General features: G+C 68.7%; 11 protein-coding genes. 6 read left to right on the top strand and 5 right to left on the bottom strand.

The features are described 5' to 3' along the window. Positions 1–177: 177 nt before the first annotated feature. From ACFZB9_RS05685 to ACFZB9_RS05660, 6 genes are all read left to right on the top strand, one after another. A complete protein-coding gene (locus ACFZB9_RS05685) occupies positions 178–2,601 on the top strand; it encodes a peptidoglycan binding domain-containing protein (protein WP_391443897.1) in 2,424 nt (807 codons plus the stop codon). Positions 2,602–3,155: 554 nt separating this feature from the next. Continuing rightward, entirely contained in the window at positions 3,156–4,181 is a 1,026-nt protein-coding gene (locus ACFZB9_RS05680) for an ABC transporter permease (protein ID WP_391443895.1), read from the top strand. 149 nt (positions 4,182–4,330) lie between these two features. Then, positions 4,331–6,073, top strand: coding sequence for an ABC transporter substrate-binding protein (locus tag ACFZB9_RS05675; RefSeq protein ID WP_391443893.1), 1,743 nt, complete (start codon positions 4,331–4,333; stop codon positions 6,071–6,073). A 160-nt stretch (positions 6,074–6,233) separates the two neighbouring features. Next, complete coding sequence (locus tag ACFZB9_RS05670; protein ID WP_391443891.1) at positions 6,234–7,214, top strand: ABC transporter permease; 981 nt, start codon at positions 6,234–6,236, stop codon at positions 7,212–7,214. A 55-nt stretch (positions 7,215–7,269) separates the two neighbouring features. Continuing rightward, positions 7,270–8,340, top strand: coding sequence for an ABC transporter ATP-binding protein (locus ACFZB9_RS05665; protein ID WP_391443889.1), 1,071 nt, complete (start codon positions 7,270–7,272; stop codon positions 8,338–8,340). Between the two features lie 28 nt (positions 8,341–8,368). Further along, a complete protein-coding gene (locus ACFZB9_RS05660; protein WP_391443887.1) occupies positions 8,369–9,481 on the top strand; it encodes an ABC transporter ATP-binding protein in 1,113 nt (370 codons plus the stop codon). Positions 9,482–9,552: 71 nt separating this feature from the next. Here the strand turns inward: ACFZB9_RS05660 and ACFZB9_RS05655 are convergent, their stop codons facing one another. The 5 genes from ACFZB9_RS05655 to ACFZB9_RS05635 all read right to left on the bottom strand — a co-directional run bounded on the left by ACFZB9_RS05655 (position 9,553) and on the right by ACFZB9_RS05635 (position 15,523). Further along, the gene (locus tag ACFZB9_RS05655; protein ID WP_391443886.1) at positions 9,553–10,809 is read right to left on the bottom strand and encodes a dipeptide ABC transporter ATP-binding protein; all 1,257 of its coding nucleotides are present in this window, start codon (positions 10,807–10,809) and stop codon (positions 9,553–9,555) included. Then, positions 10,802–11,857 carry an ABC transporter ATP-binding protein gene (locus ACFZB9_RS05650; protein WP_391443884.1) on the bottom strand — a complete coding sequence of 352 codons (1,056 nt, stop codon included), beginning with the start codon at positions 11,855–11,857 and terminating at the stop codon, positions 10,802–10,804. The genes ACFZB9_RS05655 and ACFZB9_RS05650 overlap by 8 nt, the downstream gene beginning before the upstream one ends. 16 nt (positions 11,858–11,873) lie before the next feature. Beyond that, positions 11,874–12,902, bottom strand: coding sequence for an ABC transporter permease (locus tag ACFZB9_RS05645; protein WP_391443882.1), 1,029 nt, complete (start codon positions 12,900–12,902; stop codon positions 11,874–11,876). Further along, on the bottom strand, positions 12,895–13,818 hold the full coding sequence (locus ACFZB9_RS05640) for an ABC transporter permease (protein ID WP_391443880.1): 924 nt from the start codon (positions 13,816–13,818) through the stop codon (positions 12,895–12,897). Before ACFZB9_RS05640 ends, ACFZB9_RS05645 begins: the two co-directional genes overlap by 8 nt. A 67-nt stretch (positions 13,819–13,885) precedes the next feature. Next, positions 13,886–15,523 (bottom strand): ABC transporter substrate-binding protein, encoded by a 1,638-nt coding sequence (locus tag ACFZB9_RS05635; RefSeq protein ID WP_391443878.1) that lies wholly within the window; start codon positions 15,521–15,523, stop codon positions 13,886–13,888. Positions 15,524–15,697 lie beyond the last annotated feature (174 nt).

Genomic DNA, 15,697 nt, shown 5'->3' with positions numbered 1-15,697 from the left:
GGGCAGTCAACGCGCCCGCCCCGTAGGCTCGACGGTGCGGAACCGGACGTATCGGGTCCTGGAACCGGACGTATCGGGTTCTAAGGGAAGCAGTTCGCCACCCTGGGGTTCCCAGTATGGTGGTGCCGCAGCAACGTCGGACGAGCCGTCCGGCCGCGAACCCGGAGCAGAGCAGCATTGAGCAGCCGCGAATCTGACAGCGCCTACCCGTCCTCCCGGCGGGCGACGCCCCCCGGCCACCGGGCGGGTGAGGGGCTCGACGCCTACCCGTCGGGCACTCCCCCCTATGGCATCCCAGGGCTGGCGAACGGCTTCGGTGGCGACCCCTTCGGCTCCCCGAGCCCGGCGGCCCACGAGGAGGCCGAGCCCGAGGTCCCCAAGACCGAGACGACGCTGACCACCCGAATCTCGATCAACATCCCGGGCTCCCGGCCGATCCCGCCGGTGGTGATGCGAAGCACCGTCAAGCCGGAGGAGCAGACCGCGGAGCCGGAGGCCGGTCCGCGGCGCCGCCCGGCGGCGCCCCCCGGCGGATCCGAGCCGGCACCGGCACCGGACTGGCGCACGCCCCCCGGCGGGACCCAGCTGCCCGGCGGAGCCCAGGCAGCCGCTGCGGCCCCGCAGGGGGAGTCCGAGGCGGAGTCGACCGGCGAGTGGTTCCGGCCTCGGCAGAAGAGCCGGCCCGAGCCGGTGGGCTCACCCGCGCCGCGCACCGCCGCACCGGCCCCCGCGCCCGCCGCACCGCAGGCCCAGACGCCGTATCCGCAGGGCGGCGCCCCCGGCGCCCCGCTCTTCTCCGCGGAGAGCACCGTGCAGAGCCCGCTGCCCCGGCCCGGCAGCACGCCGCCCTCGCCGTTCGGCGGCGGCGAGTTCGGCACCAGTGAGTTCGGCGCCAATGAGTTCGGCGGCGGGTTCGGCACCGGTGTGCCGCAGCAGCCGGCCACCGGCAGCCCGTTCGCCGACCAGCGCGCGGGCGGCTACCCGGCCGATCCGTCGCCTGCCCCGGGCCAGGGCGTCCCTCCCGGCCACCAGGCCCAGGCAGGCTACCCCCAGCAGGCGTACGGCACCCCCTACCCGGGCGCCGAGCAGTCGTACGCCTCCGGCTCCCCGTACGCGAACGCCGGCCCGTACGCCGGCGACCCGTACCAGAGCACGCCCGAGAGCCCCGCGCCGTTCCCGGGCGCCGCCGGCCCGCAGCCCGGCCCGGGGGCGCCGCCCGCCGCGGATCCCTTCGGCACCGCGGCCAACCCGCGGCCCACCGGCACGCCCGGCGCGCCCGGACGGTTCGCCAAGCCCCAGCCGCCGGTCAACCCGCCCGGTGCCTTCGGCCGGCGCGCGCCCGAGGCCGGGGAGCCCGAGGACACCCAGATCGGCGGCTTCGACCCGATCAGCGGCGAGTTGCCCGAGGAGGCCATACCTGGCCTGCCGGTCGCCGGTGTGTACGGCGCGGCGCCCACCGCGCCGCGGCCCGGCGCAACCGCCACCGGCTCGGACGCCCCCTGGTCGGCCACCGAGCCGCCGGCGCCCGGCGCTCCCGCTCCCGCTCCGCTGGGCGCCGAGGCGCCCGGCGGCCCCGAGGCCGCACCGGCGGCTCCCGCGGCCGCACCCCCCAAGAAGCAGGCCGCCGCCAAGCCCAAGGCCCGCTCGAAGGCCCAGAAGCTGCTGGTCACCGGCGTGGGCGGGGTGCTCTTCCTGGGCGCCGCCGCGTACGGCACCGGCCTGATGCTCAACCAGGCGGACGTGCCCCGCGGCACCACCGTCCTGGGCACCGACATCGGCGGTGACAGCCGCGACCAGGCGGTCCACCAGCTCGACGGCACCGTGGGCAAGATCGGCGCGCAGCCGATCCAGCTGAAGCTCGGCGACCAGACGCTGCCGCTGGACCCCGCCACCGCCGGCCTGAGCTTCGACACCACCGACACCGTCGACGGACTGACCAAGCGCAACTACGACCCCTCGACCGTGATCGGCTCGCTGGCCGGTGGCACCAAGAAGGTGCCGCCACTGGTGCGGATCGACCGGGCCAAGCTCAAGGCCGCACTGGACAGCCTGGCGGCGAGCACGGCGCACGGGCTGAAGGAGGGTTACGTCCAGTTCAACGAGACCGGCGACCCGACCGTGGTCCCCGGTCAGGCCGGGCAGGCGGTGGACGGCAGCGCGGCGGTCGACCAGGTGGCGCAGAGCTACCAGGACCGGGCGAACGGCAAGCCGGACGCGCCGATCACGCTGGCGGTGACCGCCGCCCAGCCCAAGGTCTCCACCCAGGCGCTGCAGGGGGCCGCCGACGGCCTCGGCAAGGCGATCGTCAGCGGCCGGGTCACCGTGCTGGCCGGCACCGGCAGCGCGCCCAGGAAGTTCGTCTTCACCAAGGCAATTGCCGCGAAGACGCTCACCCTGGTGCCGGACGGCTCCGGGAACTTCGTTCCCAAGTGGGACCTCAACCAGTTGGCCACGGCTGTCGGGCCGGTCTTCGACAAGCTCAAGTTCCGTAAGAGCGACGGTACTTTGGCCCCGATCACAACCCAGGACGTGGCGGACGCGATCGCTTCCGTCTATGACAAGAACACCGATGCGGAGCGCACTTCCAAGTTTCATCTGTGAGCATGTCAAAAATGCTCGACCGAAGCCCCGGAACGTCGATCGCTCCGGGGCTTCGACGTGATTCACGGCGACATCTCGCCAGTGGCGTGTAACCGACAGCGGGGTTGGGCAGCACCTCTCCCGACGGATTCCGGGAAGTCACTTAATGGCTGACGAAAAGTCGCCAGCGGCGGCTTCCCGCCAAATCCGTCCGGATACCGGACGCTGAAAACCGACGAGTAATGCCCCCATAGAGGGCCAAAACGGACACCCCTATCTATGCGCGTCAACCCTACAAAGAGCGGCTTCCCGCGTTCAGATACCGGTACGACTAAGCCCTCGTTACGAACTTATGAACGAGCTTTGCCATCTTATGTCCGTTTTAGTACGTCTCGTCATGAGGCTGTCAAGTATCTGAAAGCTACAACCTGATGGACATTCCAGAACGAAGCCAAAACTGCGCGTCCAGCTACAGAGAAACTCTTGACGTTCGATAAACGAGTTGCGAGAGTCCGTTCGACCAACTTCTTCCTCGTTGCTGCTGCACAGACCACACCGGCGGGAGCTTTCGCACCATGACGACGCCAACTGAGGACACGACAGAGACCGAGCCGGTCCTCGTCGCGTCCGCGACAGGAGACGGCGGCAAGAAGCCCGCTGCGCTCCTCGGGCGCACCCCGGGCCAGATTGCCTGGAGCCGCTTCAAGCGCAACCGCATCGGTGTGTTCTGCGCCGCGATCGTGATCCTCTACATTCTGATCGCGATCCTCGCACCGGTGATCACGAAGTTGTACGGCCAGTCGCCCTACATCCCTTACGGCGTGCGCGACATGAGCCTGCTCGACGACTCGGGCGTGCCGATCGGCGCGAACGGCGGCATGAGCGGCACCCACTGGTTCGGTGTCACGCCCAACGCCGGCTACGACATCTTCGCCAAGCTGGTCTACGGCATCCGTACCTCGCTCGGCATCGGCCTGCTCATCACCATCTTCTCCGGTGTGGTCGGTATCGTGATCGGCGTCGCCCAGGGCTACCTCGGCGGCCGCATCGACTACTTCGTCGGGCGCTTCACCGACCTGCTGCTGGCCCTGCCGCAGCAGCTCTTCTTCATCGCCTTCACCCCGATCGTGCTGGCCGCCTTCGTCCCGATGGACCGGCCGACCCCGGTCTACATGCGCGTCATCGCGATCGTGCTGGTGCAGACGTTCCTCGGTTGGATGGCCACCGCCCGCCTGCTGCGCGGCCTCTCGCTCAGCCTGCGCGAGCGCGAGTACGTCGAGGCCGCCAAGATCACCGGAGCCTCCTCCTGGCGCATCATCTTCAAGGAGCTGATGCCCAACCTGGCGACCACCATCCTGGTGCAGATGACCCTGCTGCTGCCGGCCATGGTGACCGCGGAGGCCGGTCTCTCCTTCCTCGGCGTCGGTATGACCGAGCCGACCCCCGACTGGGGCCTGATGTTCCAGGACGCGGTGAACAACTACCGCAACGACCTGACCTACCTGATCTTCCCCGGTCTCTCGCTGATGATCTTCACCATCGCGTTCAACCAGTTCGGGGATGCGGTCCGGGACGCGCTCGACCCGAAGACCATCCGCTAAGCCGCTCCACCCCCTTGTAGCACCCTGTTTCGCCCGCTCCCCCCAGCACCGGCCACCCCGGGGCAATGCCGCCCCGCCGGTCCGCGCTGGTTAGACAGTTCATGACCAGTGACAGGTAGGAACCAATGAGACTTCGCAAGGCAGCACTCATGCCGGCGCTCGTGGCGGTCAGCGCCCTCACGCTGACGGCATGTGGTGGGGGCGGCGGCACCAAGTCCGACAGCGCCAACAAGGGCCCGGCCGCTTCGGTGTCCACGATCTCCGTCGGCTCCAAGGCCGACTCCACCGGCCCGGCTGCCGACGTCCCCGGGGCGAAGCAGGGTGGCACGGCGCACGGCATCGAGGCCGCCGGCTTCGACTACCTGGACCCGAGCCAGCAGTACGTCAACGAGTACCAGGCCGTCGGCATGCTCTACAGCCGCCAGCTGACGAACTACAAGACCGACCCGGCCACCGGCAAGACCTCTCTGGTCGGCGACCTTGCGACCGACACGGGCACCTCCTCCGACGGTGGCAAGACCTGGACCTGGACGCTGAAGGACGGCCTGAAGTTCGAGGACGGCACGCCGATCACCTCGAAGGACGTCAAGTACGCGATCGAGCGCCTCTACGCGGACTACCAGACCAGCGGCCCGACCTACTTCCCGCGCTGGCTCTCCGGTGACGACTACCGCAAGGCCTACCAGGGCCCGGACCACGGTGACCTGCCCGAGAGCGTGATCGGTACGCCGGACGCGCAGACCATCGTCTTCCACTTCCAGGGTGTTCACTCGGACGCGAACTTCGCGGCCGCGATGCCCGACGTCACCGCGATCGAGAAGTCCGCGGACACCAAGCAGGACTACAACAACCACCCGGTCTCGATCGGTCCTTACAAGATCAAGGACTACCAGCCGGAGAAGTCGCTGACCCTGGTCAAGAACCCCAACTGGGACCCGAAGACCGACCCGCTGCGCCACCAGTACGTGGACAGCTGGGTGTTCGAGCTCAACGTCAGCAACCCGCAGCTGACCCAGCGTCTGATGGGTGGCGCCGGGACGGACAACGACGCGCTGACCCTGGTCCAGAACGCCGACCCGAGTATGACCCAGACGATCCAGAACGACCCGCAGTACAAGAGCCGGACGATCAGCCAGTACCAGCCGTACGTCGACGTCTTCTCGATCAACACCAGCCGGGTGACCGACGTCAAGGTCCGCCAGGCGATGGCCAAGGCCTTCCCGACCGCCGCGGTGCTGCGCCAGTTCGGTGGCGCAGCGGCCGGTGACCTCGCCGGCAACCTGGTCAGCCCGACGGTCTCCGGCTGGAAGGACACCGACCCGCTGGGCATCAAGGCCAACCCGTCCGGTGACCCGGCCGCGGCCAAGAAGATCCTGCAGGACGACAACAAGCTCGGCTACCACATCGTGCTCGCCTACTCCAACAGCACGAGGTGGCAGACCATCTCCGCGACCATCCAGGACGCGCTGAACCGGGCCGGCTTCAACGTCGAGACCAAGGCGCTCGACCCGACCACGTACTACACCGAGATCGGCAAGACCGACAACGGCTTCGACATGTACCGCACCGGCTGGGGCGCGGACTGGCCGAACGGCTCGACGGTCATCCCGCCGACCCTGGACGGTCGCCAGATCGCCAACAGTGCGCCGAACTACTCGCACTACAACAACCCGGCGATGAACGCCGAGATGGACAAGATCGGCGCGGTCGCCGACCCCAACGACGCTTCGGCTCAGTGGATGCAGCTCGCGGACAAGATCCTGAGCACCGATGTCCCGCAGATCCCGTACGCGTACGACAAGTTCTTCCAGGTCTACGGCTCCGGCCTGGGCGGCGTGGCCTACAACCCGGGCCTCGGCTGCATCGACCCCTCCAGCGTCTTCATCAAGTAAGCACCGGACCCGGAGTCGGCCTCCGGGCCGACTCCCCCGGGCGGGGCCACCCACGTCGGGTGGCCCCGCCCGGGGGACGTGCTGACCGCCTGTCCCCCAGGCGGTCGCACTCTCCACGACGTGGCCGCCGTTGGCGCCCTCTCTCGGAAGAGCTCATTCAATGCTCCGATTTCTCATCCGCCGGGCGCTCGGCGCGATCGTCATCATGTTCCTACTCATCTGCCTGACCTTCTTCGCCTTCCACACCATGCCGGTGGACGCGGCCCAGCTGAACTGCCCCAAGGGCTGCAGCCCCCAGCTGCTCGCCCAGATCCGGCAGAACATGCACCTGGACCGGCCGATCACCACCCAGTTCTGGGACTACATCAGCGGCCTGTTCGTCGGCCAGGACATGGGCAGCATCGGCAAGTGCGCGGCCCCGTGCTTCGGTTACTCGTACAACACCCAGCAGTTCGTCTGGAGCCGGATCGTCTCCAACTACCCGGCCACCTTCGTGCTGGCGATCGGCGCCGCGGCCTGCTTCCTGGTCATCGGCGTCGGCCTGGGCATGCTCTCCGCGTGGAAGCAGGGCACGATCATCGACCGGATCGCGAGCTCGATCTCGCTGATCGGCCAGTCGACCCAGATCTACTTCATCGGCCCGCTGGCGATGACCCTCTTCGTCTACAACCTGGGCTGGCTGAACCGCCCGCAGTACATCCCGATCACCCAGGACCCCTGGGGCTGCTTCATGGGCATGCTCCTCCCCTGCCTGGTGATGTCGGTGATCTTCTGGTCCAACTACACCCGCCAGGTCCGCTCGCTGATGCTCGAGCAACTGTCGGAGGACCACATCCGGGCCGCCCGGGCCAAGGGCATGTCGAGCTCCTACGTCTGGTGGCGCTACGCGCTGCGCGGCGCGATGGCCCCGATCATCACGATCTTCGGCATCGACCTCGGCGTTGTCTTCTCCGGCGCGATCATCACCGAGTTCACCTTCAACATCCAGGGCCTCGGCTTCCTCGCGGTCAAGTCCGTCACCTCGGCGGACATCAACCTGGAGCTCGGCGTGCTGATCTTCAGCTCGATCTCCATCCTGGTCTTCAACATCATCGTCGACGCCGTCTACGGTCTCCTCGACCCCCGGGTCCGGCTGGGATGACCCCCTCCGTATCCGTGTCAGTCCCGCACCACCCCGCCCCAGAGGAGATCCGACCGTGAGCACCCTCACCAAGTCCGAGGCCGTCCCGGCGCCCCAGGCCGGCAGCAGCTTCCTCTCGGTGCGTGACCTCCAGGTCCGCTTCCGCACCGAGGACGGCATCGTCAAGGCCGTCAACAACCTCACGTTCGACCTGGAGAAGGGCAAGACCCTCGGGATCGTGGGTGAGTCGGGCTCCGGCAAGTCGGTGTCCAACCTGGCCGTGATGGGCCTGCACAACCCGAAGAACACCACCATCGAGGGCTCGATCGTCCTTGAGGGCCAGGACCTGCTCAAGGCCTCGCAGAAGGACCTCGAGAAGCTCCGCGGCAACAAGATGGCGATGATCTTCCAGGACGCGCTGGCCGCGCTCTCGCCGTACTACACGATCGGCCGGCAGATCGCCGAGCCGTTCATGAAGCACACCGGCGCGAACAAGAAGGAAGGCCGCGAGCGCGCGATCGAGATGCTGCGCCGCGTCGGCATCCCGCAGCCGCAGACCCGGGTGGACGACTACCCGCACCAGTTCTCCGGCGGTATGCGCCAGCGCGCCATGATCGCCATGGCCCTGGTCTGCGACCCCGAGCTGCTGATCGCCGACGAGCCGACCACCGCGCTCGACGTGACCGTGCAGGCCCAGATCGTCGACCTGCTCAAGGACCTCCAGCAGGAGTCCGGCACCTCGATCATCTTCATCACCCACGACCTCGGCGTGATCCGCGAGATCGCGGACGACGTGCTGGTGATGTACGCGGGGCGCGCGGTCGAGCGCGGCACCATGCGCGAGGTGCTGAAGACCTCCCAGCACCCCTACGGCTGGGGCCTGCTGAGCTCGATCCCGCGGATCAACGCCTCGGTGGACGTGCCGCTGGAGCCGATCCCGGGCTCCCCGCCGTCGCTGCTGAACCCCCCGACCGGCTGCGCCTTCCACCCGCGCTGCGCGTACCGTGAGCTGGTGGTCGGCGACAAGTGCGAGACCGAGCGCCCGGCGCTGGAGCTGGCCAACGGGCACCTGTCCGCCTGCCACCTCACCGCCGCGCAGAAGCAGTCCATCCTCACCGAGCAGATCCTGCCCCGGCTGAGCAGCTGAGCCTCGGTAAAGGAGCCAAGGAAACCCCATGAGCGCAGAGCAGACTCTGACCAAGTCGGCCGGCAAGCCCGCCGCCCCCGGCGCCCCGCTGCTGGAGGTCGACGGCCTCACCAAGCACTTCCCGGTGATGGGCGGCTTCCCGTTCAAGCGCCAGGTCGGCGCGGTGCAGGCGGTCGACAACGTCAGCTTCTCCGTGGGCGCGGGCGAGAGCCTGGGCCTGGTCGGCGAGTCCGGTTGCGGCAAGTCGACCACCGGGCGCCTGATCACCCGGCTGTACGAGCCCACCAGCGGCTCGATCAAGTACAACGGCCAGGAGATCGCGCACGCCTCCCGCAAGGAGCTGGCACCGATCCGGTCCGAGATCCAGATGATCTTCCAGGACCCGTACTCCTCGCTGAACCCGCGGCACACCGTCGGCACGATCATCACCGGCCCGATGGAGATCAACGGGATCAACCCGCCCGGCGGCCGTGCCGCCCGGGCCAAGGAGCTCCTGGAGATCGTCGGCCTCAACCCGGAGCACTACAACCGCTTCCCGCACGAGTTCTCCGGCGGCCAGCGCCAGCGCATCGGTGTGGCCCGCGCGCTCTCGCTCAACCCGAAGCTGATCATCGCCGACGAGCCGGTCTCCGCGCTGGACGTGTCGATCCAGGCCCAGGTGGTCAACCTGCTCCAGGGTCTGCAGCGCGACCTGGGCATCGCCTTCGTCTTCATCGCGCACGACCTGTCGATCGTGCGGCACTTCTCGCAGCGCGTCACGGTGATGTACCTGGGCAAGGTGGTCGAGATCGCCGACCGCGAGTCGATCTACACCAAGCCGCGTCACCCGTACACCCACGCGCTGCTGTCGGCCGCGCCGGACGCCGACCCGGACAACGAGTCCAGCGACCGGATCCGCCTCACCGGTGACGTCCCCTCGCCGCTCAACCCGCCGTCGGGCTGCCGCTTCCGCACCCGCTGCTGGAAGGCGCAGGAGAAGTGCGCGACCGAGGAGCCGCCGCTGGTGCAGCTCAGCGGCAGCGCCGAGGGCCACCTGACGGCCTGCCACTTCCCCGAGGACGGCAGCACCACCGATGCCGTTCGCATCTCCAAGGACGGTGCCAAGCCGGCGGAGACCAAGGCCAAGCCGGCCAAGGACTGATCGGGCAGCAGGCAGACGAGAGGGCCCCCTCCGGGTGGAGGGGGCCCTCTCGCGTGTTCACCGTCGCGTGTTCACGGGGCGGGGTTCTCGCTCCCGGGCCCGCTGTCCGGCTGCTGCCCGGGCTCGGGTTCGGCCGCGCTCTGCCCGGGCTCGGGTTCGGCCGCGCTCTGCCCGGGCTCGGGTTCGGCCGCGCTCTGCTCGATGTCGCGCTCCGCCGCGCTCTGCTCGACCTCGCGCTCCGCCGCGCTCTGCCCGATGTCGCGCTCCGCCGCGAAGTGACACGCCGACTCATGCGCCGCCAACCCCGTCAGCCAGGACGGCCGGGCCAGCAGCGGCTCCTCGGTCGCACAGCGCTCCTGGGCCTTCCAGCAGCGGGTGCGGAAGCGGCAGCCCGAGGGCGGGTCGGCGGGCGAGGGCACATCGCCGGTCAGCACGATGCGGTCCCGGGCCTGTCGCGAGGCGGGGTCGGGCACCGGCACCGCGGAGAGCAGCGCCTGGGTGTACGGGTGCGTGGCGTGGTCGTAGATCTCCAGGTCCGAGCCGATCTCCACCATCTTGCCCAGGTACATCACACCCACCCGGTCCGAGATGTGCCGCACGATCGACAGGTCGTGCGCGATGAAGATGTACGACAGCTCGAACTCGTTCTGCAGCTTCTCCAGCAGGTTGATCACCTGCGCCTGGACCGAGACGTCCAGCGCCGAGACCGGCTCGTCGCAGATGATCACCTCGGGCTTGAGCGCCAGCCCGCGGGCGATGCCGATCCGCTGCCGCTGGCCGCCGGAGAACTGGTGCGGATACCGGTTGATGTACTCCGGGTTGAGCCCGACCACGTCCAGCAGGTCCTGGACGGCCTTGCGCCGCTCGCCCTTGGGCGCCACCTCGGGGTGGATCTCGTACGGCTCGCCGATGATGTCGCCCACCGTCATCCGGGGGTTGAGCGAGGTGTACGGGTCCTGGAAGACCATCTGGATGTTGCGCCGCACCGCCTTGAGCGCGTTGCCGGAGAGCCGGGAGATCTCCTCGCCCTTGTAGCGCACCGAGCCCGAGGTGGCCGGCTCCAGGTTCATCAGCACCTTGGCCAGCGTCGACTTGCCGCAGCCGGACTCGCCGACGATGCCCAGCGTCTCCCCCTTGCGCAGGTCGAAGGAGACCCCGTCCACCGCCTTGACCGCCCCGATCTGCTTCTTCACCACCACGCCCTGGGTCAGCGGGAAGTGCTTGACCAGATCGCGGATCGCCAGGATCGGTTCGCCGTCGGAGACCGGCCGGCCGACGGTCGCGTCCTGCGGCACGGGCGCGCCGAGCGCGGTGGCGCCGTCAGTCATCGAGGGTCTCCTTCCAGAAGTGGCAGGCGCTGGCCCGCCCCGGCAGCGGCGCGCCGTTCGCGTCCGTCACGTCGAAGAGCGGCGGCACGGTGGTCCGGCAGATCTCCTGGGCCCGGGGGCAGCGCGGGTTGAAGGCGCAGCCGGGCGGGATGCGCAGCAGGTTGGGCGGTAGTCCCTTGATCGCGTAGAGCTCCCGGCCCTTCTGGTCGAGCCGCGGGATGGAGTCCAGCAGGCCCCGGGTGTAGGGGTGGGCCGGCTTCGCGTAGAGCTCGTGCACGGGCGCGGTCTCGACGATCCGCCCGGCGTACATCACCGCGATCTTGTCGGCGACGTCGGCGACCACCCCGAGGTCGTGGGTGATCAGGATCAGGCCCATGTGGTACTCGGCCTGCAGCTCCGACAGCAGGTCCATCACCTGGGCCTGGACGGTGACGTCCAGCGCGGTGGTCGGCTCGTCGGCGATGATCAGGTCGGGCTCCAGGGCCAGCGCCATCGCGATCATGATGCGCTGGCGCATGCCGCCGGAGAACTGGTGCGGGTAGTTGCCGACCCGCGCCGCGGCGGCGGGGATCCGCACCCGGTCCATCAGCTCGATGGCCTTGGCCTTGGACTCCTTGCGCGAGGCCCCTCGGTGCACCCGGTACATCTCGCCCAGCTGCGCGCCCACGGTGTGCACGGGGTTGAGCGAGGAGAGCGCGTCCTGGAAGATCATCGCCATCTGCGAGCCGCGGATCTTGCGCCGCTCCTCCTTGTTCAGGGTGAGCAGGTCGCGGCCCTTGAAGACGATCTGACCGCCGGTCACGAAGCCGGGCGGGCTGTCCAGGATGCCCATCACGGCCTGGGCGGTGACCGACTTGCCGGAGCCCGACTCACCCAGCACGGCCAGCGTCTCACCGGCCCGCACCGAGTAGTTCACCCCGTTGACGGCTGTGGCCACCCCGTCCCGGGTGCGGAACTCCACGTGCAGGTCGCGGACCTCCAGCAGCGGGGACTCCTCGGTGTCCGCGGTGGTCTCGCGCGGCTGGGCGCTGATGCTGCTGCTACTCATCGGTGATGACCCTTCCTCAGCGCAGCTTGGGGTCGAGGGCGTCGCGGACCGCGTCGCCGAGCATGATGAACGCGAGCACCGTGATGCTCAGCGCCCCGGCGGGGAAGAGCAGCATGTGCGGCGCGATGCTGAAGGTGTCCGACGCGGCCGAGATGTCGATGCCCCAGGAGACCGTGGGCGGCTTGAGGCCGACGCCGAGGAAGCTCAGCGTGGCCTCCAGCGCGATGTAGGTGCCCAGCGCGATGGTGGCGACCACGATGATCGGGGCCACCGCGTTCGGCAGGATGTGCCGGATCATCAGCCGCCCGCTGCCGGCGCCGAGCGCGCGGGCCGCCGTGACGTAGTCCTGCTGCTTGGCCGTGATCACCGCGCCGCGGGCGATGCGGGCCAGCTGCGGCCAGCCGAGCACCACGATGAACGCCACCACGATCCAGATGGACCTGGTGGAGATCACCGAGAGGAAGACCAGGCCGCCCAGCAGGATCGGGATGCCGAAGAAGATGTCGGCGACCCGGGAGATCACCGAGTCCGCCCAGCCGCCGAAGAAGCCGGCCATGCCGCCCAGCAGGGTCCCGACGATCGCCGAGCCGGCGGTGGCGCAGACGCCGACGGTGATCGAGGCGCGCGCGCCGTAGACGGTGCGGGCGTAGACGTCGCAGCCCTGGGTGTCGAAGCCGAAGGGGTGGCCGGAGGTGGGGCCCTGCTGCGACTTGCTCAGGTCGCAGGTGAGCGGGTTGGTCGAGGTGAGCAGGCTGGGCCAGAGCGCCACGATGACCAGGAAGAGGATCAGCAGCCCGGAGATGATGAAGATCGGGTTGCGCCGCAGATCCCGCCAGGCGTCCTGCCAGAGGCTGCGCGGCTCCACCCGCTCCTCCGCCGCCGCGGTCTCCGGGTGGTCGGCCAGCCGCTCGGCCTTGATCAGGGTCTCGGCCTCCATGGTGCCGAGGTCGAGAGTCCGGCTCTCGACCGCGCTCTGCATCTCCTCGTCTTCGTCCCCGGCCCCCGCCATCGGGTCCGATTGGTTGTACTTCTCCTGGTCAGGCATACCGGATCCTCGGGTCCAGGACCGCGTAGAGCAGGTCGACGAGCAGGTTGGCCAGCAGGAAGACGATGACCAGGATGGTCACGAAGCCGACCACGGTGTTGGTGCTCTGCCGCACGATCCCCTGGTAGAGGGTGTAGCCGACGCCGTGGATGTTGAAGATGCGCTCCGTCACGAGCGCGCCACCCATCAGCGCGCCCAGGTCGGTGCCCAGGAAGGTGACGACGGGGATCAGCGAGTTGCGCAGCAGGTGGTTGAGCACCACCCGGCGCCTGGGCAGCCCCTTGGCCACCGCGGTGCGCACGTAGTCCGCCTTGGTGTTCTCCGCGACCGTGGTGCGAGTCAGCCGGGCGACGTAGGCGAGCGAGACCGAGGCCAGCACGATGCCCGGCAGGATCAGCGACTTGAAGGTCACGTCGAAGCCGACCGTGGCCGGCAGGACCCCCCACTTCACGCCGACCAGGTACTGCAGCACGTAGCCGGTGACGAAGGTCGGGACGGAGATGACCACCAGGGTGAGGATCAGCACCGAGTTGTCCGTGACCCCGCCCCGCCGCAGTCCGCTCAGCAGGCCCAGGCCGATGCCGAAGACCACCTCGATGACGAAGGCCACCGCGGTGAGCTTGAGGGTGACCGGGTAGGCCGCTGCCAGCTGCGAGGTCACCGTCTGACCGCTGAAGGTGGTGCCGAAGTCCCACTGGAAGAGCTTGCCCATGTACTTGACGTACTGGAGCCAGAGGGGATCGTTCAGGTTGTACTGGGCCCGGATCTGCGCCGCCACGGCCGGGTCCGGGGCCCGGTCGCCGAAGAGCGCGTTCACCGGGTCACCGAGCGCGTGCACCATGACGAAGATCAGGAAGGTGGTCCCGATGAACACCGGGATCATCTGGAGCAGGCGCCTCAGGACGTAGCGTCCCATGCGAACCTCCACTGGGCGGGCGAAGACCGGCGGCCGGCTCCGCACGGGAACCGGCCGCCGCTACCGGCTAGCTGACGGTGACCTCGGTGTAGACCGGGACGCTGAACGGGTCGAGCATCACGTTGCTGACCCGGCTGGACCAGGCCACGGTGCCGTTCTGGTACCAGAGCGGGATGGCCGGCACGTCGGTGATGAGCATCCGCTCGGCATCCTGGAAGTCGGAGACCGAGGTGGCCTGGTCGGGCTCCGCGTTGGCCTTGTTCACCTGGGCGTCGAACTGCGGGTTGCTGTAGTGCGAGTCGTTGGACGAGCCGGCGGTGGTGTAGACCGGCTGCAGGAAGTCCTGGATCAGCGGGTAGTCCATCTGCCAGCCGGTCCGGAAGGCACCGGTCATCTTCTTGCCGGTGACCTGGTTGCGGAAGTCGGCGAAGGTGCCGATCGGGTTGCCGACGCAGGCGTTGTTGTTGCCCAGCACCTGGTTGATGCTGTTGCAGGTGGCGTCGACCCAGTCCTTGTGGCCGCCGTCGGCGTTGTAACTGATGGTCAGCTGGCCGCCGGGGATGCCGCCGCCCTGATCGATCAGCTGCTTGGCCTTGGTCGGGTTGTAGGTGCACAGGTCACCGCAGAGGCCGTCCTTGAACCCGCCGGTGGCGCCCAGCACCGGGGCGGTCCAGTCGGTGGCCGGCGTCCTGGTGTTGGTGAAGATGTTCTTGACGATCGTGGGCCGGTCGATCGCCATGGAGATGCCCTGCCGGACCAGCTTCGCGTTGTCGGTGTTCCAGTTGGACTGGTACAGCGGGAAGGAGATGGTCTGGATGATGCCGGCCGGCGTGTTGATGAAACGACCACCGCTCGGCCCGCTCGCCAGCGTCTTGATCGCCGTGGTGGAGAGCGTGTTGTCGATGTCCAGGGCGCCGGACTGCAGGTCGGAGTAGGCGGCGTTGGGGTCGGTGTAGACGATGAGGTTGATGCCGCCGTTCTTCGGCTTGTTGGTGCCGCTGTAGTCCGGGTTCGGCACCAGCTGCATCTGCTGGCTGCGGGTGTACGACTGGATCATGTACGGCCCGTTGCCGATGGGCTTGTTCAGGTACCCCGCGTGGTCGCTGAAGAAGCTGGCCGGCAGCGGGTAGTAGGCGTTGTAGCCGAGGGTCTGCGGCCAGGTGGAGAACTTCTGGCTGAGCGCCACCGTGAACGTGTTGTCGTTGACCACCTTGAGGCCGGACATGGTCTGCGCCGTCGGCGAGCCGCTGGCCGGGGCGACGTCGTTGTAGCCCTGGATGTACTGGAAGAAGCTGGCGTTGACCTGCTTGTTGGTGGACAGTGCGCCGTAGTTCCAGGCGTCCACATAGGACTTGGCGGTCACTGCGGTGCCGTCGCTGAACTTCCAGCCCGGCTTCAGCGTGACCGTCCAGTTCTGCTGGTCGGAGGAGGTGATCGAGTCGGCGTTGGCATTGCTCGCCGCACTCGTCTTGGGGTCGTACTGGACCAGTCCGGCGAAGATCATGTTCTCCACCGCACCGCCGTTCACCTCGTTGGTGTTGGCCGGCTCCAGCGGGTTCTGCGGATCTCCCCACCATGCCTTGACGACGCCACCGCCCGAGCCGCCGCCACTGCTGCTGCTCTTGCTACTGCTGCAACCGGTGGCCGCCAGCGCCACCGACGTCACAGCGATCATGGCCCAGCGCACTCGGGTGGCTGCAGGCATGAAGGACCTCCTCGTGGTGTGTGTGAGGCATCACATCCCATTCGAGGGGTCCAGCCGTGGCGACGCACCCGCAGCAGGGCCACACGGGCGCCCGGTGCCGCCGAACGGGTGGCCGAAACGCCGTCAGCCGGCTCCCCCGAAGGGGAACCGGCTGACGGGCGCCGCTGGGCGAAG

The sequence above is a fragment of the Kitasatospora sp. NPDC008050 genome (assembly GCF_042957465.1).
Taxonomy (GTDB): Bacteria; Actinomycetota; Actinomycetes; order Streptomycetales; family Streptomycetaceae; genus Kitasatospora.
Note: the sequence above shows the minus strand (reverse complement) of the source record. Positions and strands in the feature narration are given on the sequence as shown.